A 26,893-nucleotide genomic window follows, 5' to 3' on the forward strand; every position below is an offset into this window, starting at 1 on the left:
ATTTCCTCTATTTCGATGACTACTCGCCGCGATTTTCTTCGTCAATCCTTGCTCGGCACGGCCGGCCTCACCGTGCTCAGCGGCCTGGCTAATTCGGCCGAAGCCGCCGTGAATGCCAAGGCCCCGGTAAAGCTCACCATCCTGCACACCAACGACATGCACTCGCGCATCGAGCCCTTTCCCGACAACGGCGGGCAGTGGGCCGGGCTGGGCGGCATGGCGCGGCGTGCGGCCCTTATCAAAGACATTCGCAGCAAAGAGCCCAACGTCCTGCTGCTCGATTCGGGCGACATCTTCCAGGGCACGCCGTACTTCAACTTCTTTGGCGGGGAGCTGGAATACAAGCTCATGAGCCAGATGAACTACGACGCCAGCACGCTGGGCAACCACGACTTCGACAACGGCCTCGAAGGCCTGCAGCGCCAGCTGCCCAATGCCACTTTCCCGTTCCTCATTGCCAACTACGACTTCTCGAAAACGCCCCTGGCTGGGCGCTTTGCCCCTTATAAGGTGTTTGAGAAGCAAGGCATCCGCATCGGCGTGTTTGGCCTGGGCATTGAGCTGACTGGTTTGGTGAGCGACAAGAATTTCGGCAGCACCGTGTACCTCGACCCGGTGGCCAAAGCCAAGGAAATGGTGACGCAGCTGCGCGGCCCCGAGAAGTGCGACCTGGTCATCTGCCTGTCGCACCTGGGCTACAAGTACGAGAGCGCCAAGCTCGACGACCGCAAGCTGGCGGCGCAGGTTTCGGGCATTGACCTGATACTGGGCGGCCACACCCACACCTTTATGGATGCGCCCGAACCCATCGCCAGCCCCGACGGCCGCTCCACCCTGATTAACCAAGTGGGCTGGTCAGGTATAAATCTGGGCAGATTGGACTATGAATTTTCCCATAAAACCAAACGCGCGGGCTTAGCCAGTGCCTCGGTGGTGCCGGTTCGGGCAGCCTGTTAAAAGCACGACAAAAACAAGGGACTTCGGGCTTTTTTAAGTGCGGAGTTTTCCACAATTTTGTCCCCCCCTAAGAAAAACTGGCTGCTGCGAAGTGGCTGCTTTTATCACTTTTTTCGCCTCCGGTCCGCACCCGGCTGTTGTCTAACTGCTCTCATGCTCAAAGATTTTCGTACGGTTTGGGCTGGCTGTTTGCGCAGCATCTCGGCGGAAATCGGGGAGCAGAGCTTTAAGACTTGGTTTCAGCCCATCGCGCCGGTTGAGCTAAAGGGCAACGTGCTGACCATTCAGGTGCCGAGCGCCTATTTCTACGACTGGCTGGAGGAGCACTACGTAGACGAGCTTCGTCGGGCACTTTTTCAGGAGCTGGGCCCTGATGGCCGCCTCGAATACAGCGTGGTGGTGGACCAGGGCAACGAGCAGACGCCGCCGCGCTCCCTGCACCTGCCGCCCTCCCGCAAAACCTCGGCGCCGGACCCGCGCGATGCGCCCCAGCCGGTGCAGAGCAACGTGGGCAACCCCCTGGCGGGCAGCGGCCGGGCCGCCTCGGCGCGCTACGTCAATTCGGCGGCGGTGCGCACTACGCCGCGCGGCAACTTTGGCATCAACAACCAATCGGCCGATACGATGGCCCCGCCGCGCAACCCCTTCGACACGGCCCGCCCCATGGACGGCAACCTCGTGCCGTCGCAGCTCAACGGCTCGTACACGTTCGACAATTACATTGAGGGCGACTGCAACCGCCTGGCCCGCTCGGCCGGCCTCGCGGTGGCCAACAAGCCCGGCACCACCAGCTTCAACCCGCTGATGGTGTACGGCGGCGTGGGCCTGGGCAAAACGCACCTGGTGCAGGCCATCGGCAACCACATCAAGGCCACGGCCCCCGAGCGGTTTGTGCTGTATGTGTCGGCTGAGAAGTTCACGAACCAGTTCATCGACAGCGTGCAGCGCGCGCAGGTGCAGGACTTCGCCAACTTCTACCTGCAAGTAGATGCCCTGATTCTTGACGACGTGCAGTTTCTGGCCAACAAGGGCAAGACGCAGGAGATGTTCTTTCACATCTTCAACCACTTGCACCAGTCCGGCAAGCAGATTGTGATGACCTCCGACCGGCCGCCCAAGGACCTACAGGGCCTGGAAGACCGGTTGCTAAACCGCTTTAAGTGGGGCCTGACGGCCGACGTGCAAAGCCCCGACTTCGAGACGCGGGTGGCCATCATCCGCAACAAGATGGAGCAGGATGGCATCGACATTCCGCCGGACCACGTGGTGGACTACCTCGCCAACTCGGTGCATACCAACGTGCGCGAGCTGGAAGGTGTGATTGCGTCTCTGGTGGCCCAGAGCAGCCTGAGCCGGCGAGATATTGACCTGGAAATGGTGAAGCAGGCCCTGCGCCACATCATCGAAGAAGTGGAGGCCGAGGTCAACCTCGACTTCATTCAGAAGACTGTGGCTGCGTATTTCAACATCTCGGTGGAGCTGCTGAAAGACAAAACCCGCAAAAAGGAAGTGGTGACTGCCCGGCAGGTGGCCATGTACTTTGCCAAGCACCACACGGCCCACACGCTGAAAACCATTGGTTTTCACTTCGGTGGGCGCGACCACACCACCGTGATGCACTCGGTGCAGACGGTGTCGGATTTGGTGGATTCGGATAAGAAATTCCGCGAGCAGGTAGAAGAGCTGCGGAAGAAGTTCGCGAAGTAGCGCGCTCCCGGCTTAGGCCGTGGCCGTGGGGTTGCTTTCTACCAGCTGCACGTTGTGCTGGTTGGCAAACTGCCGTACCTGTTCGCGGAAGCGCTGCTTGCGCATTTTGCCTTTTACTTCGCGCAGGTTCAGGGCGTATACCTCGCCGTCTTTCTGCTGCACGCGCAGCATCATGGGGCGCAGCTCGAGCGTGGCGATTTTTTCGGCGGCAAATACCTGCTTGGGGCGGAAGAGGCCGTTTTTGTGCACCAGGTACCCGGGCGCAAACTCCAGGTAGCTCTGGGTGCCGAAAATGGGCGCGTTGTGCACCAGCACGTAGCCGATGTACACGAACGTGAACACCAGAAACACCCAGTGCAGGAAGTGGTAGTCGTTGATGCCGCTGTTGTCCCACATCGAGAACACCACGTAGGCCAGCCAAAAGCCGCCAATGGCAAGTTGGCCCCAAAAAGGGATGCGGGAAGTGTTGGCGGGGCGAAGGCGAATGCGAGTGGTACCAGTGGGCATGGGACAAATTTAGTCGCCAGTTGCTGGTTGTCGGTTATCGGGGCCGAAAAGAACGTCTTACTAACGAAATACAAAACGTCATGCCGAGCTTGCCTACGCATCTACCGCGCCATTTGTCATGCTGACGAAGGAAGCATCTTATCACGATTGAACGATTTGTTCAGCGGGGATAAGATGCTTCGCTGCGCTCTGCATGACAGACGGTAGAGCTGCTTCGGCAAGCTCGGCATGACGTTCCTTTTGTTATTGTCAGGCAACAATTAGCCGACAAACTTGGCATCCAAGGTCAGCTTGGGCACGGCGGCAAGCAGCTTGGAAACGGGGCAGTTGACCTTGGCGTCTTCGGCGTGCTTCTGGAAATCCTCTAGCGTGATGTTGCCGCCGGTTACGTGGCCTTCGGTGCTGATGTGGATGTGCTCAATGACGGGGTTGCCGTTGTTGGGGTTCATCGTGACGGTCGAAGTGGTGTTGATGCTTTGCACCTGATGGCCGTGCCTGGTGAGCGCACCGGCCAGGTACATGGTGTAGCAGCCGGCGTGGGCGGCACCAATCAGCTCCTCGGGGTTGGTGCCGGGCTTGCCTTCGAAGCGGCTGCCCACAGAATAAGGGGCGTTGAGCAAGCCGCTTTCGCTAGTGATTACGCCGCTGCCTTTGATGTCGCCGGTCCAGGCGGCGGTTCCTTTGTGGTCTGCCATGATACTTTGGTGGTTGGTTGGGTAATGGTTGAGGATATAAAACAGTGCTAACGGCGGCAAGTTAGCCGGGTTGCCCAGCCCCCGAACCGGCAAACCAGCCCAACGTACCTTCGCAGCTGCTGAAATGGCGTTTTTATACTGACGATGGGATTAAAATCTGCCCTGAGCCGGACCCTGGCCCGGTACATTGCCCGGCGCTACCAGCGCTGGCAGCACCACCCCGAGGCCACCCAGCTCAACCTGCTGCGCCAGCTCACGGCCACGGCTGCCGGCACGGCCTTCGGGCGCGCCCACGACCTAGGCAGCGTGCAAACGCCCGCCGACCTGGCCCGCCAGGTGCCCGTGCGCGACTACGAAGCCCTCAAGCCCTGGTTTGACCGCACCCAGGCCGGCGAGGCCGACGTGCTCTGGCCCGGCCACCCGCTGTACCTGGCCAAAACCAGCGGCACTACCTCCGGCACCAAGTACATCCCCATCACTAGGGCCAGCATCCCCAACCACATCGAGGGTGCCCGCGATGCCCTGTTTCACTACATCTACCGCACCGGCCGCAGCCAGTTTCTCGACGGCAAGTTGATATTCCTGTCGGGCTCGCCGGAGCTGGAGCTGCACCATGGCATCCGCACCGGCCGGCTCTCGGGCATTGCCAACCACCACGTGCCGGCCTATCTGCGCCGCAACCAGCTGCCCAGTTACGCCACCAACGTCATCGAAGACTGGGAAACCAAGCTCGAGCGCATCGTAGACGAAACCCTGGGCCAGCAAATGACGCTGATTTCGGGCATCCCACCTTGGGTGCAGATGTACTTCGACCGCCTCACCGCCCGCACCAGCCGGCCCATCAAGGACATATTCCCTGACTTCAACCTATTCGTCTACGGCGGCGTCAACTTCGAGCCCTACCGCGCCAAGCTCTTCGAAAGCATCGGCCGGCCCGTAGACAGCATTGAGCTGTTTCCCGCTTCCGAAGGCTTCCTAGCTTTCCAAGACGAGCCCGGTAATCCGGGGCTGCTGCTGTTGCTTAACAGCGGCATATTTTTCGAATTCGTCCCGGCCGAGCGGTTCTTCGAACCCAACGCGCCCCGCCTCACCATCGCCGATGTGGAGCTGGACCGCAACTACGCCGTCGTCCTCACCTCCAACGCGGGCCTGTGGGGCTACTCCCTCGGCGACACGGTGCGCTTCGTGAGCCTGCGCCCGCACCGTGTGGTGGTCACGGGCCGCATCAAGCACTTTCTCTCGGCCTTCGGCGAGCACGTGATAGGGGAGGAAGTGGAGCAGACGCTGCGCGAAGTCATGGCTCAATTTCCGGAAGTCGAAGTCATTGAATTCACCGTGGCGCCGCTCGTGAGCGACGACCCCGCCACGCCCTCGCGCCACGAGTGGCTAATGGAATTTGCCCGCCCGCCGCAGGATGCTGCCGCTTTCACTGCTGCTTTAGATACTGCGTTGCGCCGCCGCAATTCGTATTATGACGACCTGCGCAAAGGCAATATTCTGGTGCCGTTGCAGCTCACGTCGCTACCGGTGGGGGCGTTTCAGCGGTATATGAAAAGCCTGGGCCGCCTGGGTGGGCAGAACAAGGTGCCTCGGCTTGGGAACGACCGGAAGGTGGCTGATGGGCTAATCGCAGCGGGGTAGAAATCCGTAACTTTAGCCATGCTCCGCCTTGACAGAACCGTTTCTCGCAAAACCACTTTGCATGCCGACCAGGATGCGCAAGATGTGGCTTATTGGCTAACCAAAGCACCAGAAGAGCGTATGGCCGCAATCGAAATTCTGCGCCAGCTGGCCTATCCGTTTCACCTGCCTAGCCATTATGAAGGCCAATCAGCTCAACCCCGACTTCAAAGAATTTATCGAGTTATTAAACGCTCACGCAGTTGAGTATCTGGTGGTAGGAGCATATGCCGTGGCCCGCTACGGGGTGGTGCGCAATACGGGTGATATTGATGTATGGGTTAATCAGTCAGAAGGAAATGTGACTCGACTGGTGGGCGTGTTAGCGGCATTCGGGGTAGCAGGCTTAGGGCATACTGTAGCCGATTTTATGGAGCCTGGGACCATTGTGCAGATTGGGGTTTCGCCAATTCGCATTGACCTTCTAACCACCATCGACGGAGTCGGCTTTCTTGAGTGCTACCCCAATCGGGAAACCAGTGTGCTGGATGGCGTGCCCATTGCGGTTATTAGTATTCAAGACCTGCGCCGCAACAAGGCCAGTACCGGCCGTGCCAAAGACCAGGAAGACTTACGCTTACTTGACTTATCAAATCTGAGCAAATAGCCCAACAATAACTTAGCTCAATTCTCAAGCTTATTCTGCTTCTCAGATGCTGGCTTATTGCCTCGGACAGCATCTGCCAGAGTCACTCCGCACATGGCTACAGAGGCCTAATTATTTTGGGAAAAACGTGCCTGTTACAATTTATACCGGCTAAATTTATTGATTGTAGTTCACGTTAAATGACATCTAAACCCCAACTCCACGCCATCTGCCAGGCTTTCATCCAGGAGCGCATCGACGCGGCGCGCACGGCCATGCAGGCCGCCCAGGAATCCTCTAGCTCGGAAACCAAGAGCAGCGCTGGCGACAAGTATGAAACCGGCCGCGAAATGGCCAACGCCGAGCGCGACCGCAATGCTGCCCACATGCAGCAGGCCCAGCAATTGCAAGTTGAGCTGGCGCGCATCAGCCCCGATGCGGCTTGCGACGCCGTGCGCCCCGGCGCCCTGGTGACCACCAGTCTGGGGCGTTTCTACATTGGCATTAGCGCCGGCAAGCTGGCCGTAGAAGGGGAGGAGTATTTTGCAGTGTCGGGCGCGGCGCCGGTGGCAGTGGCACTCAAGGGCCTGCGGGCGGGGCAGGAAGTGGTGTTCAACGGCAAGCCGGTGCGGGTGCTGGCCGTGGAATAGCCAGCTCAATTTCCGGCGGATGAAATATCGACGGCCCAAAATCGTCTGGCAGGGCCGCAGCTGGTGCGCGGCCGGCTCAATCCCTTTGCGCAACGACAACTCTATGAAAATTCTGGGCAAAAATCCGCCGGCGGAACAGCTGCTAGCCTTTGCGAAGCTGCCCAATTTTCGGGATGGCAAATTCCGCAACCTCGACGGGGTGGAGTTCCGCGTGGGCGACGCACCCATGGGCAAAATGCTACGCGACTTTCTCAACAAGCCCCAATCGGTGAAGCCCTCGCGGGCCGTGCCCTCCGTGCAAACGGATTTGACCGCGACCAGCTATTCGAGGCCCACCATCATTTGGTTTGGTCACTCGTCGTACCTGATAAAGCTGCGGGAGCTGAATATTCTGGTAGACCCGGTGTTTAGCGGCAATGCCTCGCCCATTCCCCGGTCGGTGCAGGCCTTTGCCGGGGCCAATGGCTACAACGTGGACCACCTGCCCCCGATTGACGTGCTGGTGCTCACTCACGACCACTACGACCACCTCGACTACCAGACGCTGGTGCGGCTCCGCGGCAAGGTGAAGCACGTCGTAACCGCCCTGGGCGTGGGCGCTCACCTCCAGCACTGGGGCTGGCCCAAAAATCTTATTACGGAGCTAAATTGGCACCAGGCCACCACCCTAACCGACCAGGTGCAGCTAACGGCCGTGCCCGCGCAGCACATGTCGGGCCGTGGGCTGCGGCCGCAGCGAACGTTGTGGGCGGCATATGTGCTGCAGCTGCCGGGCTACCGGCTCTATTTAGGCGGCGACAGCGGCTATAACCGCCATTTCAAAGCCATCGGCGAGCAGTACGGGCCCTTCGACCTCGCCCTGCTCGAAAACGGCCAGTACAACCCCAGTTGGCAGGCCATTCATACCCTGCCCGAAGAAACGGCCCAGGCCGCCGTCGATTTGCAGGCCAAAATGCTGTTTCCTGTGCATTGGGCCAAGTTTATGCTGGCCTACCACCCCTGGAACGAGCCCATCAAGCGCCTGCTGCCAGCCGCCGATGCCTTGGGCTTGCCCGTGACGGTGCCCCGCATTGGGGAGCCGTATACCCTGGGCGAGCCCGCCCGGCGTGAGGCGTGGTGGGAGTTTGAGTAGGCGCCGCCCGCCTATTTCCACTCCCCGCCGCCGTCGGCGGGCTTGTCGCCTTCGGGCTTTAGCAGGCGGAACTCCACCCGGCGGTTTACCTTGGCGTCGGCGTCGGTTATTTCATCCTTCAGGGGCTTCGAGGAACCGTAGCCGAAGCTTTCGATGCGGTTGGGCTTGAGCTTGCCTTTGCGCTCGATGTAGCGGCGAATTTCCTCGGCGCGGTCCTGCGAGAGCCGTTCGTTCACATCGGGGTCGCCGCTGGTGTCGGTGTGGCCCCCAATATTGAGCCGGAACGTGGGATGGTCGACCAGGAAAATGGCAATGCGGTCGAGCGTGGCGTACATGGATGGCAGAATGGCAAACTTGCCCGGCTGAAACTCAATGTTCTTGAAAATCAGCGGCAGCTTGTAGTCGATGCTGTTGGTGAGCAGCGTCATCACCGTGTCGCCCTTCAGCGCAAACTGCTTTTCCACGCTGAAAAAGTCGGTGCTCTGAATCAGCATGGCGTAGTGCGAGCCTTCAATCAGCTCAAAGTCGAAGGTGCCGTCGGGCCGAATAAACTTGCTGGCTACTTCGATGCCGTTGTCGGTGTCGATGATGCTCACAATGCCCTTCAGCGGCTTGCTCGATACCGAGTCGAGCAGGGTGCCTTCTACCTTGGTGGTAGCCAGGGGCTGGGCCTCCATGGGCAGCGGGAAGGAGTAAAGGTCGAGGTTGTTGATTTCCGCGGCTTCGGAGCGGGCGTAGTAGAGGTTTTTACTTTGGGCGTCGATGGTAAAGTAGTATTCGGAGCCCTTGCCGTTCACCAGCGGGCCAATGTTCTTGGGCTCCTGCCAGCGGCCAGCTACGCGGTAGGTCTTGTAAATGTCAAAATCGCCGAAATTGAGCAGCTGCCCGCGCGAGCTGAAGTACAGCACGTGGTAGAGCGGATGATAAAACGGGCTCACTTCGCTTTCGCGCGTGTTCACCACGGGCCCGGCGTTTTCGGCCTGGCTCCACTGCCCGTTGCGCAGCTTGTGAGTGTAGTAGATATCCGACAACCCGAAGCCGCCCAGCCGGTCGGAAGCGAAATACAGTGTGTCCTCGTTTTGGGAAAGGGTGGGCTGCGAGTCCCAGGCCGGCGAGTTCACGGCCGTACCCAGGCTTTTGGGCATGCTCCACTTGCCGTCTTTGCCTTTGGTGGCCGTAAACAGGTCGCAGTTGCCGTGGCAGGTGGCGCACTCGCAGCGGGCAAAGAAAATGGTGCGTCCGTCCTTACTCAGGCAGGCCGAGCCTTCGTTGTTAGGCGAGTTGATAGGCTTGGGCAGGGGCTCGGCGTCGCTCCAGCTCACGCCTTCCTTGTGCGAGGTATACAGGTCCTCGTCGATAACGCCGGTGATGCTGTGGCGCTTGCGCTTGCTGCTGAACAGGATGGTCGAGTCGTTGTTGGCCAGCGCCGGGCCGTAGTCGGGAGCTTTGCCGTTGATGGCGTCTCCCATGCTCGTATACACGCCTTTGGGCGGGTGAAACGTGTTGATGTTCTTGCGGTACTCTACTAGGTCGTAGTACGTTTTCAGGGGCACGTACAGGTCCTGGTTTTTCTGCTCCAGTGAGTCGTAGTAGAGCTGCACCTTGGTGATGTCGGAGCGGTGGTGCTTGAGGGCCAGTCGGTAATACGCTTTGGCTTTCACCATCTGGCTGTCGCGCTCCAGCAGCTGGCCCAAGTGCCAGAGCAGGTCGGTGTTGCGGGCAAAGTTGGTGGGGCCGAAGCGGGCCACGTATTCTTCCAGGAGCACGCGGGCCGGGCGGTACTGGTGCCGCCGCTCGGCTTTGGTAATGGCTCGCAGCGCCTTTTTATCCTCGTAATACGGATAGCGATTGATGTTCACGAAGTCGGGCGTGCCGTCAGGGCGCAGGTGTAGTTTCCGGCGGGTGCGGCTGCTGAGGCTCCGCACACGGTACGTGCCCGGCGCAATGGCGGGCGGGCGTCCCAGAGCCGCTGGCTTGGCTCGCGGTGCGCCCTTGCGCGTAACCGGGGCCGCCGAGGCGCCGCCGCTGGTGGTATCTGCCGATGGCGACGCCGCGGGCGGGATGGCTTTGGCGGCGCGGCGCTGGGCGTGGGCACGCGGCGCGGCGGCCATTCCCAGCGCGAGCAGGAACAGGACACGGCACCAACGCAATAAAGAAGACATTAGTAAAGTACTAAAATAAAAGATTTGAGCAAGTTGCCAACAAATTAACACTATATAAATTGATAATCAGCTGGGCCATGCAACCGATTGCGCCGCTTTGGCGGGGCGGCCCCGCTGGCACGGCCCTTGACGACCTAAACCGTCGGGAAGCCGTACCTTGTACTTCCCCCTTTATCCTGCGGCAGGCTGCCATTGTGGCACCCGCTGCCGTTGCTTTTGGCTTTATTCCCGCCCATGCGTCTGGCATCCATTATTCCCTCCGATACATCTTCCTCCGCGACCTCCTTTATTCAGGCGTTCAGCGATTCCAATTCCCAACCCGAAGCCATTGCAATTATGGCGGCCGACCCCGACCACCTGCTGCGCGCCGACGACGCCCCGCCCACGCTGCCGCTGCTGCCGGTGCGCAATACCGTCCTGTTTCCGGGCGTGGTGCTGCCCGTCACAGTCACCCGCAAAAAGAGCATCAAGCTCGTGCGCAAGGCCTACGCCAGCGATAAGCTCCTGGGCGTAGTAGCCCAACAAAGCCCCGACGCCGACGAGCCCACTACCGACGAACTGCACCCCGTGGGCACGCTGGCCCGCATTCTCAAGCTGCTCGAGCAGCCCGACGGCCAGGTTACCATCATCCTGCAGGGGCAGGTGCGCTTCCGCATCGAGGAGCAGCTCACCTACACGCCGCTGCTCACCGCGCGCGTGAGCTACTTCTCCGAGGTAGCCCTGAACCCCGAAATCCCGGGCGAATTCGGCTTGCTGCAGGCCCTGCGCGAAGCCGCTACCAAGGTGCTGGAGCTCACGCCGGAAATCCCGATGGAAGCCCGGGCCATGCTCGACGGCATTCAGTCGCCGGCATTCCTCACGCACTTTTTGTCGTCGAACGTGCAGCTGGACTTGCCCGCCAAGCAGAAACTGCTGGAGCTAGCTGACCCCGAGCATCAAGCCCGCCAGCTCCTCGAAGCCCTGTTGAGCCAGGCCGAACTGCTTGAAATCAAGCAGGACATTCGTTCCAAAACGCACACCGGCATCGATGCCCAGCAGCGCGAGTACTTCCTGCGCCAGCAGCTCAAGACCCTGCAGGACGAGTTGGGCCAGGAAGGCCCCGACGAGGACATGCACCGCCTGCGCGCCCGCGCCGAAACCAAAAAGTGGCCCGAGTCGGTGGCGCTTCATTTCAAAAAGGAAATGGACAAGCTGGCCCGCACCAACCCCATGGCGCCGGATTATTCGGTGAGCATCAACTACGTTGAGTTTCTGCTCGACCTGCCTTGGGGCGAATACACCAAAGACAAGTTCAACCTTAAGCAAACAAAAAAAATCCTCGACGCCGACCACTTCGGCCTCGAGAAAGTGAAGGAGCGCATCCTGGAATACATCGCCGTGCTCAAGCTGAAGCAGGACCTGAAGGCGCCGATTCTGTGTCTGTACGGCCCTCCCGGCGTGGGCAAAACCTCCCTGGGCCGCAGCATTGCCGCGGCCATGGGCCGCAAGTATGTGCGCATGAGCCTGGGCGGCGTGCGCGACGAAGCCGAAATTCGCGGCCACCGCAAAACCTACGTGGGTGCCATGCCCGGCCGCATCATAGCCCAGATTAAGAAGGCCGGTGCTTCCAACCCCGTCATCATCCTCGATGAGATTGACAAGGTGAGCAGCGACTTCCGCGGCGACCCCAGCTCGGCCCTGCTCGAAGTGCTTGACCCCGAGCAAAACGCCACCTTCACCGACAACTACCTGGAGGTGGAATACGACCTGAGCAAGGTCCTCTTCATTGCCACGGCCAACTCGCTCGATACCATTCAGCCCGCCCTGCGCGACCGGATGGAAATCATCGACCTGACCGGCTACACCCAAGAGGAGAAGGTGCAGATTGCGCGCAAGCACCTATGGCCCAAGCAGCTCAAGGAGCACGGCCTGGGCGAAAACGAAGTGAAAATCACGGACGCCGCTCTGCACCGCGTGGCCGACGACTATACCCGGGAAAGCGGCGTGCGTGGCCTGGAGCGCAAGCTGGCGGCCGTTACGCGTAACCTTGCCCGCCGCAAGGCTGGCAAAGAACCCGTGCCCGCCGTGATGGAGCCAGCCGAAATCCGCAAAATCCTAGGGGCGGCTATCTTCGACCGCGACCAGTACCAGGACAACGACACTGCTGGCGTAGTCACGGGCCTGGCCTGGACGAGTGTTGGCGGCGACATTCTCTTCGTAGAAAGCCTGCTGAGCCGGGGTCGGGGCAAGCTTACACTCTCCGGGCAACTGGGCGACGTAATGAAGGAATCGGCCATTACGGCGCTTTCCTACCTGCGCAGCCGTGCCGATGAAATCGGCATCGACTACCGCCTGTTTGAGCAGTACGACCTGCACATTCACTTCCCCGAGGGGGCAGTGCCCAAGGACGGCCCCAGCGCCGGCATTGCCATTTTTACCAGCATGGCCTCGGCCTACACGCAGCGCCGCGTGCGCCCCCGCCTAGCCATGACCGGCGAAATCACCCTGCGCGGCAAGGTGCTGCCCGTGGGCGGCATTAAGGAAAAGCTACTGGCTGCCCGTCGCGCCGGCATGAAGGACATCATTCTTTGCCCCAAAAACCGCAAGGACATCGAGGAAATTCAGGAAGACTACCTCAAAGGCCTCACCATTCATTACGCCGACCGCGTTGATGACGTGCTGCGCGTGGCCCTGCTCGATGAGCTGGTGCCGCACCCGCAGAAGTTGCCCGTGCGCGACGAGCCGGTGCCCGCCACTGGCCCTAGCGTAGAGGTGCAATAGTTGCTTAGGTAACGCGAACGTCATGCCTCGCGCCGCGAAGCTGAGCCCAAGCATCTCGTCCGCGCCACTTGTCATGCAGAGCGCAGCGAAGCATCTTCTCACGGCTCAACGATTCGTGCTGACCTGAGAAGAATGCTTCGCTGCGCTCTGCATGACAGATGGTGCGAGCAAGACGCTTCGACTCCGCTCAGCTTAGCGTTCTTTTTTACTTCCGGCAACTGAAAATTCAGCTCGCGGGTACGTTCGCACTCCTGATTACGTTTGGGCCAAAGCAGGCTCCGGTTCCCTGTTATCTTAGACCAATGAAGCACTTTTCCGCCCTTGGGGCCGCTGGTTTTTGCCTATTGCTGGGGATGACGGGGCTGGTACCAGTCCAGGCGCAGCAGATTGGGGGCCGCACCGTGTTTCCCTTTCTGGATTTGCCGGCAGGAGCACAGCAAGCGGCCTTGGGTGGCACCAACGTATCGGCTCGCAGCGACGACCCGACCATGCTCTTTGCCAATCCTGCCTTGCTAAACCCGGAAATGGACGGACGCCTGGCCCTGAGCTATGTCGCCTATGTGGCCGACATCAAGCAAAGCACCGCCGTTTATGTATTCAATACCCAGAAGGCGGGCCGCTTCGGTATCGGGGTTAATTACCTCAATTACGGGCAGCTTGAAAGCTACGATGCGGCGGGCAACAGCTTGGGCACATTTGGGGTGAACGAGTACACCGTGGGTGTGTCGGACTCCTACACCAAGGGCAAGTTCACGTTCGGCGCTACTACCAAGCTTGCTGTATCCAGCATCGCGGGCAGCCGCTCGTTGGCCGGGGTGGCCGATGCTGGGGTCGTCTTCAAGCACCCCACGCAGGACTTTACGGTGGGCTTGGTGGCCAAGAACGTGGGCTACCAATTCTCGCCCTACCCCGGCACCGACCGCGGCCCGCTGCCGCTAGATGTTGAATTGGGTGCCACCATCAAGCCAGAGCACATGCCGTTGCGTCTGTCGCTCACGGCGCACCACCTGCAGCAGTGGGACATTCAGTACCTCGACCCCAACCAGCGCGGCCAACCCGACGCCAACAACGTAGTGAAGAAGCCCACCAAAAGCTTTGGCGACAACCTGGCCCGCCACTTCACCGCCAGCGCGGCGCTGGTGCTGGGCCAGAACTTTAACCTGCGCGTGGGCTACAACCATTTGCAGCGCCGCGAGTTGCGCTTGGATAACACCAGCGGCAGCGCCGGCCTCAGCTTTGGATTTATGCTTAAAATCAGCACTTTTCAGCTTGACTACACGCACGCCACGCTGCAGGCAGCGGGCTCTAGCGAATACTTCACGCTGGCGCGCAACCTCGATTCTTTGTTTAAGAAAAAGGAGTAACTCAAACAGCTTATGCAACTGTGCAGTCCGTTATAACTGAGCGCCTAGACCTGCGGTTCGCGGCGCTCTGCATGACGTTGCTCTAAGACGTTTCTGCCGCTTATATCCACTGACCCTTCTATGCTCAATCAAGATTTCCTAACTCCGGCTCAGATTGTGGCCGAGCTCGACAAGTACATTATCGGCCAGCATGATGCCAAACGCCACGTGGCCATTGCCCTGCGCAACCGCTGGCGCCGCCTCCATGCTCCGGCCGACATGCAGGCCGAAATCGTGCCCAACAACATCCTGATGATTGGGGCCACGGGCGTGGGCAAGACCGAAATTGCCCGCCGCCTGGCCCACCTCGCCGATGCACCATTTGTAAAAGTGGAGGCCAGTAAATTCACCGAAGTGGGCTACGTAGGCCGCGACGTAGAAAGCATGGTGCGCGACCTCGCCGAGCAAAGCGTGAACCGCGTAAAGGCCCGCCGCCAGGAGGCCGTGAAAGCCCAGGCCGCCGAAGCCGTGGAAGAACTGATTCTGGATGCCCTGATTCCGGCGGTGCCTCGCCCCGCCGGGGCCCGGTCCAGCGTAGGCTTCCCCAGCACCGGGGCAGGGGAGGACGCCATGCCGCAGTCCGATGCCGAACTCAACGAGCGCACCCGCGAGCGGTTCCGCCAGAAAATCAAGAACGGGGAACTGGAAGACCGCAAGATTGAGATTCAAGTGGCCCAATCCGGCCCCAGCGTGGGCATCATGGGCGCCCCTCCCGGCATCGACGAGGGCACGCTCTCGGGCCTGCAGGACATGTTGGGCAACATGCTGCCCAAGAAAACCCGCAAGCGCAAAGTGACAGTAGCCGAAGCCCGCAAGCTCCTCCTCGACGAAGAAGCCGCCAAACTCATCGACATGGACGAGGTGAAGGAAGAAGCCATCCGGCAGTGTGAAAACGCCGGCATCATCTTCATTGATGAGATTGATAAAGTAGCCAGCAGCGGTGGCAAAAGTGGCGGCGGTGGCCCCGACGTAAGCCGCCAGGGGGTGCAGCGTGACCTGCTGCCCATCGTGGAAGGCTCGGCGGTGAGCACCAAATACGGCATCGTCAATACCGACCACATCCTGTTTATTGCGGCCGGTGCTTTCCACGTCAGTAAGCCTTCGGACCTCATTCCTGAGTTACAGGGCCGTTTCCCCATTCGTGTGGAGCTGCAAAGCCTGACCAAGAATGATTTTTTTCGCATTCTCAAGGACCCCAAGAATGCCCTCACCAAGCAATACGAGGCCCTGCTCAAAGCCGAGGAAGTTGAGCTGACTTTCGATGACGCTGCACTTGAGCGCGTGGCCGAAATTGCCTCTGAAGTCAATGCCGAAGTGGAGAACATCGGCGCCCGTCGCCTCCACACAGTTATGAGCCGGCTGCTCAACGACATTCTCTACGACGTGCCCGATAAGATTGGGCCCAACGCGCGCATTCTCATCACGGCCGCCTTGGTAGACGAGCGGCTCAACGATATGGTGAAGAACCGCGACTTGAGCCAATACATTTTGTAGCCTTCACCACTCATAAAAAAAGCCCCGACCATTTGGCCGGGGCTTTTTTGTGCCTTGCTTGAAGGGCCGCTTAGTAAAGCGGGTTCTGAGCAATTAAGCCATTCGTAACCTGTACTTCACGCAACGGAATCGGGAATAGGTTCCGGTAAGACTGCGTGTAGGTAGGCAGTGCCGTTTGCACCCGGTTGGTGCGGCGCAGGTCGAACCAGTAATGACCTTCATACGCAAGCTCCAGGCGGCGCTGCAACAGAATGTCCGTGATGAGGGCACTTGCGGCGTTCGCCGTAGTGGGCGTGATGGTAGTTGCCGCCAAGCCCGCACGGGTGCGAATGATGTTGAGCTGGGTGATGGCAGTGGCAAGGTCACCGGTTTGGGCGGCTGCCTCGGCAATGGTAAGCACAACCTCCGCGTAGCGAACCATGTTAAAACGGTCGTCACGGGAAGAGGTGCGGTAGTACTTCTGGGTGGTTCCAGCCGACAACGTGTACGGCGTTCCGGCAACGGTCACACTCGTAGCAGCAGCCACCACGTTTATCGGCAAGCGGCGGTCACCGGTGGGGTGCGCTGCTGCCAGCGTCGAGCCGGGGTCAAACTCGTTGCGCCCTCCGGGCGACGGGTACCAGTAGAAAGCATATTGGCTTTGGTCGGTGTTCGAGAAGAACAACTGCCAAATAGCGTCCGGCGCTGTAGTGCCCGTGGCCGCGGCCGTAGCAAAGCCAGCGACGGCGGGTACCTGCTGCGCAAACTTGAGAGCATCGGCGTAATTGCGCTCCCACAACTCGAAGCGGGCACGCAGGGCCAAAGCCGAGTTCTTCGTGACGCGGTTGCCGCCCGCTCCGCTGGGCAGATTGGCGATGGCAAAGTCGAGGTCGGCACGAATGGCAGTAGCTACCTGGGCCTCCGAGGCGCGCGGAACGGCTTCGGTTTCGGGACCGATAGAGGTGGTGGGGCTCAGGCGCAAGGGCACACCCAAGCCGTCGGTATACCCAAAGCCTTCAGGTTTTCCTCCCCAATAGCCGAGCAGGTTCATGTAATGCAAGGCCCGCAAGGCCCGTGCTTCGCCTTGCGTGGTCAGTTTGGGGAAGGCCGGGTCCGTAATCTTCTCGCTTTGCTGCAATAAGTAGTTGACGCGGCTGATGGCGAGGTAGATGGCGTTCCAGGTAGTACCCACCGAAACGTTGTCGGGGTTTACCTGGTTTGCGTTGATTACACCGTACGTCGAAGCGAAAGTGCCTACGTGGCGAATCTCCTGAGATACCAAGTCGGCGAGGACGGGAAAATCTAGGCCGTAGTAGCTGGTCGACTGCATGGCATCGTAAGCACCGAGCAAGCCGGCCGCGGCATCTTCCTTGGTGGAGAAGCCTTTGTCCGAACTAATGCTGTTCGAAGGTTCAACATTTATGGCCTTGTCGCACGACCCCACGGCAAGTCCCAGGCTGAGGAGCAAAGCCGAACGGGTGGCAAGCTGGCGAAATTGTATTAGTTGCATGGTTTAGAGTATAGGAAATTAGAAGCCGAGCGTCACGCCGCCTGTGATGGTGCGGGCCTGGGGGAAGGTGAAGAAGTCCGTATTCAAAGCCGTGTTCGACGTATTCGACGTGTTCACTTCGGGGTCGAGGCCGGTGTACTTCGTGAAGGTCACCAAGTTTTGAGCCGAAGCATAAACACGAACCGAACGGACGTGAGCCGCCTTGGCCAGTGTCGACGGCAAGGTGTAGCCCAGCGATACGCTCTTGAAGCGGGCAAACGAGCCATCTTCCAGGAAGCGGTCGGAGTTGCGGTTGTTCTGGTTCGGGTCGCCGTACACTGCACGCGGAATGTCGGTGCTGGTGTTGGTGGGCGTCCAGCGGTTCAGCACTTCTACGTCCTGGCTGTAAGTCGTGCTCATGCCCTGGGTGTACTGTTTGCTGGCGTTGAACACCTTGGCGCCTACGTTGTACTGCAGGAAAGCCGAGAAGTCGAAGTTCATGAAGCGGACCGTGTTGGTGATGCCGCCGTAGAACTTGGGCTGGGCCGTGCCAATGATTTCCTGGTCGTCGGCCGTGATGCGACCGTCGGGCTTGCCATTCGGGCCGCTGATGTCCTTGAACATGATGTCGCCGGGCTTGGTAACCGTCGACCCACCCTGATAAAATACAGAGTTGTTGTTGGCCTGGAGGCGAGCGGCAGCATCCAGTTTATTGATTTCCTCCTGGTTCTGGAAGATATGGTCTACGCGGTAGCCGTAGAAGGCACCGAGCGGCTGGCCGACAATGAGGCGGCTGGAGAAGCCCTGTGCGGAACCGGTGAGGGCCTGGTCCGACAGCTTTGTAACCTCGTTGCGGTTGAAGCTGATGTTAAAGTTGGTCTCCCAGTTAAAACCAGTGCCTTCGTTGCGGAAGTTGATGGTCGTCAGGGCAAATTCCACGCCTTTGTTCTGGATGCTGCCAATGTTGGCGCTGTAGCTCGGGAAACCCGTGTCGTTGGGCAGGCGCTGGGCCAGGAGCAGGTCCGTGGTCTTGCGCTGGTACACATCAGCCGAGATGTAGAAACGGTTCTGCAGGAAACCCAGGTCGATACCTACGTTGGTTTGCTGTGTGCGCTCCCATTTCAAGTTGGGGTTGGCCAACTGGGTAAGGGCCAAACCGCCTTGGTCAAGGTAGTTGGCGCCGGGACCAATCAGGCCGCGCGAGCCGAAGTTGCCCGAAGGCTGGTTGCCGGTTTCGCCGAAGCTACCGCGCAATTTCAATTCGCTTACGGCCGTCTGGTCTTTCAGGAAAGCCTCGTCCAGTACGCGCCAGCCGGCCGAAACAGCCGGGAAGTAACCCACTTGGTTGTCAGCCCCAAAACGGGAACCTTGGTCGCGGCGTACCGAAGCGCCCAACAAGTAACGACCTTTGAACGAGTAGTCAAGCTTGGCCAGCGTGCCGAAAAGTGCGTTGCCAGTTGAGCTGGACGTAGCGGCTACTTTGGTGGCACCAGCCGACAGTTCGCGGATGGTGTTGCTGGGGAAGCCCGTCACCTGCGAGTAAGCGTCGCTGTATGAATCGCGCTGGTATTCAAATACCAACAGGGCACTCAGGGTGTGGTCTTCGGCAAAGGTCTTCGAATAGTTGAAGGCGCTGATGTGGTTGAAGTTCAGGTCTTGCAGGGTAGCCAACGTGGCTTCGCCGCGCACGGAAGCACCGGCGTTGGTAAGCGTGGAGTAGAAACGGTCATCGCGGCCGTAAGTGTAGTCGAGGCCGAACGTAGCCCGATACTTCAGGTTTTTAATGAGCTCAAACTCGGTGTATTGCGAGCCAATCAAGCGGTTGTTGGTGCTTTTGATGATGGGCTCAGTGGCGGCAGCTATGGGGTTCTCGAGCGAGCCGTTCTTATAGTAAGTACCGTCGGCGTTGTAGATAGGCAGGTCGGTCGCGTACAGACGGGCCGTGGTGAGCACACCGTAAATGCTGTTGTCGTTGTTGATGCGGTTGTTGTTGCTTTGGGTAATACCGATGGAAGTACCCATACGCACCTTGTCCGAAAGCTTGTTGTCCACGCTCAGGCGAGCGCTGCCACGCTTGAAGCCGGAACCAACGATGGTGCCCTGCTGGTCAAAATAGTTTACCGCCAACCGGAAACGGCTTGCGTCGTTGCCACCCGAGAATGTTACGCCGTAGTTGCTGATGGGCGCAGTGCGCAACACCTTGCTCACGAAGTCGGAGTTGGTAGCCGTGCTGGGGTTCTGAAATTGGCTCAGGGGCCGGATGGGGTTGCCAGCGGGAGTAACGTAGTTGCGAATGCCGTTGGCATCGGCAGGGCCTACGTCGCCCGGGCCGTAGATGTAGGCAGCCAGGTCGGCGTTGGTCCGGAATGTATAGCCGAAAGCGGGGAAGTTGCCGTTAGCGTTGGCGGGGTAGCGGTTGGCAGCGGCGTCCAGGAAAAGCTGCGTTTGCTGCTCGCCGGTGATTACCTGCGGCTTCTTCCATACGGTTTGAGCGCCGGAATAATAGTCCAGGTCGACCCGGGCTTTGCCCGACTTGCCCCGTTTGGTGGTAATCAGCACAACGCCGTTTGAAGCACGCGAGCCGTAGATAGCAGCCGAAGCGGCATCTTTCAGGACTTCAATGGATTCAATGTCGTTGGGGTTGATGTCGTTCAAGCCGTTGGTCAGCTGGCCACCAGAGGCAAGCTGCGACGTGTTGCCGGGGGAAACGGGAAGGCCATCAACCACATACAGCGGCTCGTTGCTGGCGCCAATGGAGGCAGCGCCCCGCACGCGCACGCTAATGCCACCCCCGGGAGTGCCCGAGTTCTGGATAACCTGCACACCTGCGGCGCGGCCCTGCAAAGCCTGGTCAACACCGATGATGGGCTGGTCCTTGTAGTCGGAAGATTTTACCGATGCAATGGAGCCGATGATGTCGCGGCGCTCCTGCTGGGCACCGTAGCCGGTCACAATTACTTCGGTCAGTTGCTTGGTATCGGTAGAAAGGGCCACCGAGAAGGAAGACTCGCTGCCAATGGCCCGCTCCTGCGTGGTCATGCCAATGGAGCTGAACACGAGCGTTCCGCCCGTCTCGGGCACGGTCAGGGTAAAAGCACCATCGGCGCTAGTCGATACACCATTGCTGGTGCCTTTCAGTAGTACGGTAACGCCCGGCAGGCCACTGCCCGTGGCTTGGTCAGTTACCCTGCCGGAAACGGAGCGGGTTTGCGCCAGCGCCCCGTGCAGAAGAGTAAACATGAGTGCCAGACTCATGAGTAAGATTTTTTTCATGAACAAAAAATGTAGGTAAAGTGAGAATTTGGGAAACTTTGTATTGTCAAAAATACGCTATGAATGTCGAACTAAAGCAAAAAAAACATCAGTCCTTCATAAAAATTTCAGATTTCGTAACGAATTAATATACTTAATTGAGTTCTGGCAAAAAGGTTTTAACGGGTTGTTAGTTAAGGCTTTTTACTCTGTTTAGGCTAAGGGGCTGCGGATATCTTGTTATTTTTCAGGGGTGAAATAGTGGGGTATTAAGTAGTGAATGAATGCAGTAAACCATTGAAAAAAAGCCCCAACCGTAGCGATTGGGGCTTTTTTGTACCTTACTAAGGGGGCGTTTTTAGACTGTGTTCCACGCAATCATGCTAATGTTGAGGCTAAATCCGTAGCAGTGGAAGCGGGAAAGAAGTGGCCGTCTTGTCGTCGAAAAGTTGAGCTGTTTGGCTAGCAGTTAGCCCAACGCTTACCCCCATATCCGCATAATCTTATACAGCCGTCTACCCTGTAATACTATGGCTGCGCTTTCCAGATGCTGATTTGGCTAGGCTGAGTCGATTAAAGCACAGTGAATTTCGCGTAGAGCGCGTAGGGCGGATTAATCTGGGTGCCGGAAATCACCTTAGCAGTAGCGCCGCCCGTCAGCTTCACGTCGGACAGGGGGGTGAGAATCACCCGGGAGCCATCCTCTAGCACGTATTCGAAGGTGAAGACGATGAGGTCACCGGTGAGTACTTCGTTGGGGCTGGTGGGCGTGGCGCCTAACAGGTTGCGCAGGCTGGGCAATGCTTCGCCCGTTGCGAAAAAGAGGCGCTGGAGGCCCGTGAGCGCCTCCTGGCTGTTAATAGAAACTTTGGCCGGAAACGAGCTATAAGTGCCCTGCAGCACGCGCGGCCCGATGTTGATACCGCGTTGAAAGCTTTTGTACACCTCCACGGCTTGGATTTTCACGTCGCGCTGGTCCTGGATGTCGAAGCTGAATTCGAATACCGGGCGCGTGGGGTCGGGCAGGCGGGCCAGGTTGGCGATGCTGGCGGCGGCCCGGGTGGTGTTGAAGTAGCTTTTCTCCACGTCGGCGCTGACCTTGGGGAAAATCAGCGGCACGCTGGTAACCGAGGGAGCTGGAATCTTGCTGCTTTCCTTGCAGGAGCTGAGGGAGCCCAGCGTCGAAACGAGCAGGAAGCCAAGGATGAGCTTTTTCATGGGATAGGTAGGCGAGACTATATAAAAGGAAGAGCTAGACGGTTACCGGTCCCAGAAAATGCGGTAGGTTGGGCTGGCTGGGTCCACCTGGGCCTTGGGAGCCGAGGGGTTGGCATTGGCCGTGATGTCCTGCTGGGAGTAGTACAGGCGCCGTGGAAACAAGCCCGCGCCCGTGGTAATGGGGTCGTTGTCTTCCACCAGCCCCACGTTGCCGCCAATGTTGTTGTTGTCGGGCACTGTGAGAATGGGGTAGCCCGTGCGGCGCCAGTCAGTGTAGATGTCGGGGCCCATGCCGAAGCTGGCCACGTACTTCTCTTCCATGATGACCTGCAGCGGCGTCTTGGCAGGGCCGGTGGCGGTACCATCGAAGCGGGCCAGTGCTCCGTTTATATAGGTTGTGATTTCAGCCGCCGGAATGGGGCCCAAAGCCCGCGAGCCGCTGGGAATGGCAGTGGGGTAGGGGGCGCCGGACGTAGAAGTGGGGCTGGGCGAGGTGCCTTCGGCCAGGGCAATGGCATTCACCTTATCGAAGGAAGCCTGCAGGGCCGCTTGCAATGCCGTGCGCGCGGCAGCTCGGTTGTTCAGGATGACGAGTTGGGCTTCGGCTTCCAGAAACTTGCGGCTGAAGTAAGGCAGCAGGCGTTGGGCTACCACGCCCCGGCCAAAGGTGGTGTTGGCATTGCCGCCCCGGCCATCGTCGTAGCGGCCGCCCACAGGGTAGAGGCCGGGCAGCGTGCGGGTGCTCGACGACAGGGCGCTGGCGTTGGCCGGGCCCGTGCTGCCAGGGCGCGTAGTTACGAAGCGGCCGTCGTTGGGGTCCTGGTAGTCGTAGGTGGTGCGGTCGGGGCTGCTGCGGGTGGCCAGCTGGTTGAAGAAGTAATACGGCACGCGGGGGTCGGCGTAGCCCAGCGCGGGGTTGGGGATGGGGCGCACCGCCGAGGTTGGGCTAGGGTTGGTGCCGTCGCCGTACTTCATCAGCAGGTAGAGGAAGCGGCCGATGTTGTTTTCGCGGCCCGCGTTCACGTAGTCGGCCAGATACCCAACGTTGCGGTTGGCCGGCGACTCAGACGAGCCGTACTTGAACTCAAAATCATCGGTTGCCTCCAGCAGGCCATCGGTTCCGGTCAGCAAGGCGGCCACCTGCTGCTGAAAGGCGGCATCGGAGCGGGTTTTGCGAATCTGCACCAGCAGCTTCAGCTTGAGGGTGCGGCCAAAGCGGGCCCACTTGGTGAGGTCGCCGCCATAAATCAAGTCCGAAGTACCTGTGACGCCCGCGCCAGGCTTGGCCAGGTTGCCCAGGCCCTCGTCAATCAGCGCGAACAGGCCCTGAATGCCCAGGCCCGGATTGCCGTTGTAGATGTCGGCGTCTTTATCGAAGCGCGGTGACGTGTTCTGAGCGCCTTTCAGCGCTTCCGAGTACGGCACGTCGCCGAACATGTCGACCAATTGACTGAAGACGTAGGCCTTTTGCAGTTGGGCAATGCCCACGTAGCCCCAGCGCTGCTCGGAGGTGCCCTGCGTGATAAGCAGCTCGTTGTTGGCTAGCATGTCGGAGTACAGCCCGTTCCAGGGGCCGCTGAAGGAGTCGCCGGTCTGCTGGAAATTGCCGATGCTGCGGCCGTTGGAAAGCTGCTGCATGAGGGCGGAAGTGGGCTGGCCCAGGCCCGCAATGTTGAAGCCCAGGTAAGTGGAGGTAGCCGTTTGGGTTACGGGAAGGAGCTGCTGCAGCTCGGCTTTCGATGGGTGAATGGGGTCGACGTTGACGTCGTAAAAGTCCTTGCACCCCGGGGTTCCCATGAGCAGGCCAGTGAGGGCCAGTGCGGTGGAAATAGTGCGAAATTTCATGGTGAGGAGGAGCGAAGGCTGATTAAAAATTCACCCGCAGGTTCACACCGTAGCGACGGGTGTTCGGCGCATTCGTGTACTCAAAGCCCTGCTGGTTGCTGGCTCCGAACGTACTGGTTTCGGGGTCAAAGTGGGTGTACTTCGGAATGTTGGGCGAGTACCAGTACAGGTTGCGGCCCGAGACCGAGACGTTCATCACGCCAAAGGGCGTTTTTGCCAGCAAGGACTTGGGCAGGTCGTAGCCCACCGACACCTCGCGCAGGCGCACCGTGGTGGCGTCGTACACGTTTTTCTCATCGAAAGCGCCCAGGCCGGCCGCGCCGGAGCTGAAGTAGTAGTCGTTGACCGAAATGGCAGTGTTGTTGGGAATGGTGGAGCCATCGGCATTGCGCAGCGGCAGGTGCGTGGTGGGGTCGCCCTTCACTCCTTTAATAATGACCAGCTTGTTGCGGTCTTCGGTGTCCTTGGTTACGCCGCGGCCCAGGTACGAAGCCAGGGTGGTCGAGTACAGGTCGCCGCCCTTGCGGTAGTCTACCAGCACGTTCATCGTGATGCCCTTGTAGGTAAACTGGTTGATGAACCCCATCAGAAACTGGGGGTTGGGGTTGCCAATAATCTTGGGGTTGGGGTCCTGAATCATGTACCCGGTAGCCGGGTTGATGAGGTAGTCGCCGTGTTCGTCGCGCGCTGCGGCCGAGCCATAAAACACGCCGTAGTCTTCGCCCGGCTTGAGAATGGCCTGAATACCGCCCGCGAAGCCGGTGCCAAACGTGAGCTGAGGCAGGCCGGCCGTCAGGCTTTCGACCTTGTTTTTGTTGCGCGTGAAGTTGAACGTGCTGCTCCACGCAAAGCCCTTGGTTTGCAGCGGGATGGCGGTGAAAGCCACTTCAAACCCTTTGTTGGAAATCTCGCCGAAATTGGTGAAAAGCGCGCCAAAGCCCGAGGCCACCGGCAAATCAACGGGCGCAATCTGATTGGTCGAGCGCCGGTCGTAGTACGAGGCTCCCAGCGTGATGCGGTTCTTGTAAAACGACAAGTCGGTGCCCAATTCCAACTCGTTGGTGAATTCTGGGGTCAGGGCCGGATTGCCGATGGCGCCGCCCAGGCCCAGGCCCGTGATGCCATTAAAAGGGAACTCCGTGCCGATGCCCTGGCCGGCGTTGCCAAACGAAGGATTGATGGTAAAGCGCGTGGGGCCGGCCGTGTACGGGGGCGCGTCGCGGCCTACCCGGGCGTAGGCGGCCCGCACCTTCGCCAACGAGAGCCACGGAATTTCCAGCCCAAGCGCCTCATTCACCACCACCGAGCCGCTGATGCTGGGGTAAAAGAACGAGCGGCCGCTGTTGCCCAGCTGCCCGCCCTTGTTCAGCGTCGACGACCAGTCGTTGCGGGCCGTGGCCGTGAGAAAGGCCCAATCCTTGTAGCCCAACGTCACATCGCCGAGCACGCCCATGAGGCGGCGCTTGGAGAAGTCGTAGCCGTTGGTATTCTTGTCGGTGGTGTTTTCGATGTTGTCGATGCCGAACACGATGATTCCGCGGCCGGAATATGCCAGGAAGTCCTGCTTGCGCTGGTTAATGTTTTGGCCCACCGACGCCCGCAGGCTGATGTCTTCGGTCAGGTTCTTATTAACGGTGAGCAGGACAGTTTGCTCCAGCTCGGTGTTCTGGATGTTGTCTTCGAGCACGTTGCCCACGCCGCCGTAGCCGTTGGAGCCGGGGCGCACGGTGGTGCGGCGGTTGTCGGTATAGGTATTGATACCCCCGGTGTAGCTCAACGTCAGCCATTCCTTAAAAGCGTAGCTGAGGCTGGCGCTGGCCGTGATGCGGTCTACCCGTGAGGTGTACTGGTTGTTCTCAGTGCTCCAGCGCGGGTTGTCGGCCTGGCCCGAAAGCCAGCCAAAGTACTGCTGGTGCGTAACCGGGTCGATGTACGGCAGGCCCTGCAGGTCGAGGTTGCGCGGAATGAACAGCGTGCGCGCAAACGCCGAGGCGCTGCCAAACGCGTTGTTGGCCCCCAGCTGCGGGCCCTGCTGTTCGGTATTGGTGTAGCCCACCGTGCCGTTGATGCTGAACTTATTGAAGTGCCCCGAGCCGCCGGCGCTCACGTTGTTGCGAATAAACTTGGAGTTCGGGATGGTGCCCACCTGGTCGGCCCGCGACAGGATGGTCGAGAACGTGGCGTTGTCGCCGGTGCCGGTCAGCGACACCGAGTTTTCGAACAAGTGCCCCGTCTCGAAATAGTCCTTCACATTGTTCGGGTACGCCTGGTACGGAATGGTGGCATCAAGTGGAATGCCCAGGTTGGCGTTTCCGGCCTGGGGGTGGGGGAGGGAAGTGGGCGCGATGTCGCTGCCGAAGGCCGGGCCCCACGAGCCGTTGGTGGAGTAGTTGTTGCCGCCGCTGCCGAAGTTGGCGCCGGTGCCATAGGTATTCTGGTAGTCGGGCAGGCCCGCGAGTTTTTCGATGGAGTAGCCCGTGGTGTAGCCCAACTGCACGCCTTTGGCGCCGCGCTGCCCGCCCCCAGTTTTTGTGGTGATGACGATGACGCCCCCGGCCGCCCGCGAGCCATACAGCGCCGCCGCCGCCGCGCCTTTCAGCACGTTGATGGACGCAATGTTATTGGGGTCAATGTCTGCCGTGCGGCTGGAGTAGCCGGCGCCCCGCACCAGCTGGTTTTCCGATTCAGTCTGGGAGTTGTCGTAGGGCACGCCATCCACGATAAACAGCGGCTGGTTGTTGCCGAGCAGCGAAGTATTGCCCCGGATGGTGATGCGCGACGACGCCCCCGGTACCCCGCTTGAGCTGGTGATGTTCACGCCCGGCACCTTGCCCGTTAGCGTGCGCAGAATGTCGGGCTCGGAGCGCTGCACCACCTGCTCGGCCTTTACTTCCGATACCGCATAGCCCAACGCCCGCTTCTCCCGCTGAATACCGAGGGACGTCACCACCACTTCATCCAACTGCTTAGTGTCCACGGCCATGGCCACGTCCACGGTCGCGGAGTTCCCAATGGCTTGCTCAACCGTGACGTAGCCCAGGTACTTGAACTGCAGCGTGGCCTCTGGCCCAGCCACGTTCAATGCGTACCGTCCCTCCGTGTCCGTCGCCGTGCCCACGGTGGTGCCTTTCACGATAACGCTCACCCCGGGCAGGCCCTCGTTGGTGCTTTTATCAAGTACGCGTCCCGACACCGGCCGGCTCTGGGCCCAGCTCCGCCCGGCCAGGGTCAGCAGTAAGAGCAGGGATAATAGTAATAGTCTCTTCATTGAATTATCAAAGAGGGTGATTCAGGGAAGGGAAAGGGTAGAAGAAGGCGAGAAGCTATATTCTAAAAGTTGAAAGTAGTGTTTTTGCCTAAAAAAGTAGGCGGCATTG

The 26,893-nt window shown here is 59.6% G+C and carries 17 protein-coding genes; 9 read left to right on the forward strand and 8 right to left on the reverse strand.

What is annotated here, in order from left to right:
- Positions 1 to 15 precede the first annotated feature (15 nt).
- Both LJ738_RS05870 and dnaA read left to right on the forward strand, forming a co-directional pair.
- Entirely contained in the window at positions 16 to 957 is a 942-nt protein-coding gene (locus LJ738_RS05870; RefSeq protein ID WP_227785381.1) for a bifunctional metallophosphatase/5'-nucleotidase, read from the forward strand.
- A 153-nt stretch (positions 958 to 1,110) separates the two neighbouring features.
- Complete coding sequence (gene dnaA, locus LJ738_RS05875) at positions 1,111 to 2,664, forward strand: chromosomal replication initiator protein DnaA (protein ID WP_227785382.1); 1,554 nt, start codon at positions 1,111 to 1,113, stop codon at positions 2,662 to 2,664.
- A gap of 12 nt (positions 2,665 to 2,676) precedes the next feature.
- Here the strand turns inward: dnaA and LJ738_RS05880 are convergent, their stop codons facing one another.
- Positions 2,677 to 3,171 carry a hypothetical protein gene (locus tag LJ738_RS05880; RefSeq protein ID WP_227785383.1) on the reverse strand — a complete coding sequence of 165 codons (495 nt, stop codon included), beginning with the start codon at positions 3,169 to 3,171 and terminating at the stop codon, positions 2,677 to 2,679.
- A gap of 260 nt (positions 3,172 to 3,431) precedes the next feature.
- Positions 3,432 to 3,866 carry an OsmC family peroxiredoxin gene (locus LJ738_RS05885; protein ID WP_227785384.1) on the reverse strand — a complete coding sequence of 145 codons (435 nt, stop codon included), beginning with the start codon at positions 3,864 to 3,866 and terminating at the stop codon, positions 3,432 to 3,434.
- A 144-nt stretch (positions 3,867 to 4,010) separates the two neighbouring features.
- On the opposite strand from LJ738_RS05885, the gene LJ738_RS05890 reads away from it, so the two are divergent.
- From LJ738_RS05890 to LJ738_RS05905, 4 genes are all read left to right on the forward strand, one after another.
- Positions 4,011 to 5,507: a GH3 family acyl-acid amido synthetase gene (locus LJ738_RS05890; protein WP_227785385.1), complete on the forward strand. Its 1,497-nt coding sequence runs from the start codon at positions 4,011 to 4,013 to the stop codon at positions 5,505 to 5,507.
- 178 nt (positions 5,508 to 5,685) lie between these two features.
- Complete coding sequence (locus LJ738_RS05895) at positions 5,686 to 6,153, forward strand: nucleotidyltransferase (protein ID WP_227785386.1); 468 nt, start codon at positions 5,686 to 5,688, stop codon at positions 6,151 to 6,153.
- 179 nt (positions 6,154 to 6,332) lie between these two features.
- On the forward strand, positions 6,333 to 6,782 hold the full coding sequence (locus LJ738_RS05900) for a 3-oxoacyl-ACP synthase (protein ID WP_227785387.1): 450 nt from the start codon (positions 6,333 to 6,335) through the stop codon (positions 6,780 to 6,782).
- Positions 6,783 to 6,801: 19 nt separating this feature from the next.
- Positions 6,802 to 7,914: an MBL fold metallo-hydrolase gene (locus LJ738_RS05905; protein ID WP_227785388.1), complete on the forward strand. Its 1,113-nt coding sequence runs from the start codon at positions 6,802 to 6,804 to the stop codon at positions 7,912 to 7,914.
- Positions 7,915 to 7,925: 11 nt separating this feature from the next.
- Here LJ738_RS05905 and LJ738_RS05910 read toward each other — a convergent pair whose 3' ends face one another.
- Entirely contained in the window at positions 7,926 to 10,076 is a 2,151-nt protein-coding gene (locus tag LJ738_RS05910; protein ID WP_227785389.1) for an OmpA family protein, read from the reverse strand.
- A 234-nt stretch (positions 10,077 to 10,310) separates the two neighbouring features.
- Here LJ738_RS05910 and lon point away from each other — a divergent pair, with 234 nt between their 5' ends.
- The 3 genes from lon (at position 10,311) to hslU (ending at position 15,733) form a co-directional block, all read left to right on the forward strand.
- Positions 10,311 to 12,836 (forward strand): endopeptidase La, encoded by a 2,526-nt coding sequence (lon, locus tag LJ738_RS05915; protein WP_410779908.1) that lies wholly within the window; start codon positions 10,311 to 10,313, stop codon positions 12,834 to 12,836.
- 302 nt (positions 12,837 to 13,138) lie between these two features.
- Positions 13,139 to 14,200, forward strand: coding sequence for a type IX secretion system protein PorQ (porQ, locus tag LJ738_RS05920; RefSeq protein WP_227785390.1), 1,062 nt, complete (start codon positions 13,139 to 13,141; stop codon positions 14,198 to 14,200).
- Between the two features lie 120 nt (positions 14,201 to 14,320).
- Entirely contained in the window at positions 14,321 to 15,733 is a 1,413-nt protein-coding gene (hslU, locus tag LJ738_RS05925; RefSeq protein WP_227785391.1) for an ATP-dependent protease ATPase subunit HslU, read from the forward strand.
- Positions 15,734 to 15,803: 70 nt separating this feature from the next.
- Here the strand turns inward: hslU and LJ738_RS05930 are convergent, their stop codons facing one another.
- The 5 genes from LJ738_RS05930 to LJ738_RS05950 all read right to left on the reverse strand — a co-directional run bounded on the left by LJ738_RS05930 (position 15,804) and on the right by LJ738_RS05950 (position 26,784).
- Positions 15,804 to 17,222 (reverse strand): RagB/SusD family nutrient uptake outer membrane protein, encoded by a 1,419-nt coding sequence (locus tag LJ738_RS05930; protein ID WP_227785392.1) that lies wholly within the window; start codon positions 17,220 to 17,222, stop codon positions 15,804 to 15,806.
- An 18-nt stretch (positions 17,223 to 17,240) separates the two neighbouring features.
- On the reverse strand, positions 17,241 to 20,474 hold the full coding sequence (locus LJ738_RS05935; RefSeq protein ID WP_227785393.1) for a SusC/RagA family TonB-linked outer membrane protein: 3,234 nt from the start codon (positions 20,472 to 20,474) through the stop codon (positions 17,241 to 17,243).
- 552 nt (positions 20,475 to 21,026) lie between these two features.
- Entirely contained in the window at positions 21,027 to 21,671 is a 645-nt protein-coding gene (locus LJ738_RS05940) for a hypothetical protein (RefSeq protein ID WP_227785394.1), read from the reverse strand.
- Between the two features lie 42 nt (positions 21,672 to 21,713).
- Complete coding sequence (locus LJ738_RS05945; RefSeq protein ID WP_227785395.1) at positions 21,714 to 23,516, reverse strand: SusD/RagB family nutrient-binding outer membrane lipoprotein; 1,803 nt, start codon at positions 23,514 to 23,516, stop codon at positions 21,714 to 21,716.
- A 22-nt stretch (positions 23,517 to 23,538) separates the two neighbouring features.
- On the reverse strand, positions 23,539 to 26,784 hold the full coding sequence (locus LJ738_RS05950; RefSeq protein ID WP_227785396.1) for a SusC/RagA family TonB-linked outer membrane protein: 3,246 nt from the start codon (positions 26,782 to 26,784) through the stop codon (positions 23,539 to 23,541).
- Between the last annotated feature and the right edge of the window lie 109 nt (positions 26,785 to 26,893).

It is taken from the genome of Hymenobacter plasmatis (genome assembly GCF_020711255.1).
GTDB lineage: Bacteria > Bacteroidota > Bacteroidia > Cytophagales > Hymenobacteraceae > Hymenobacter.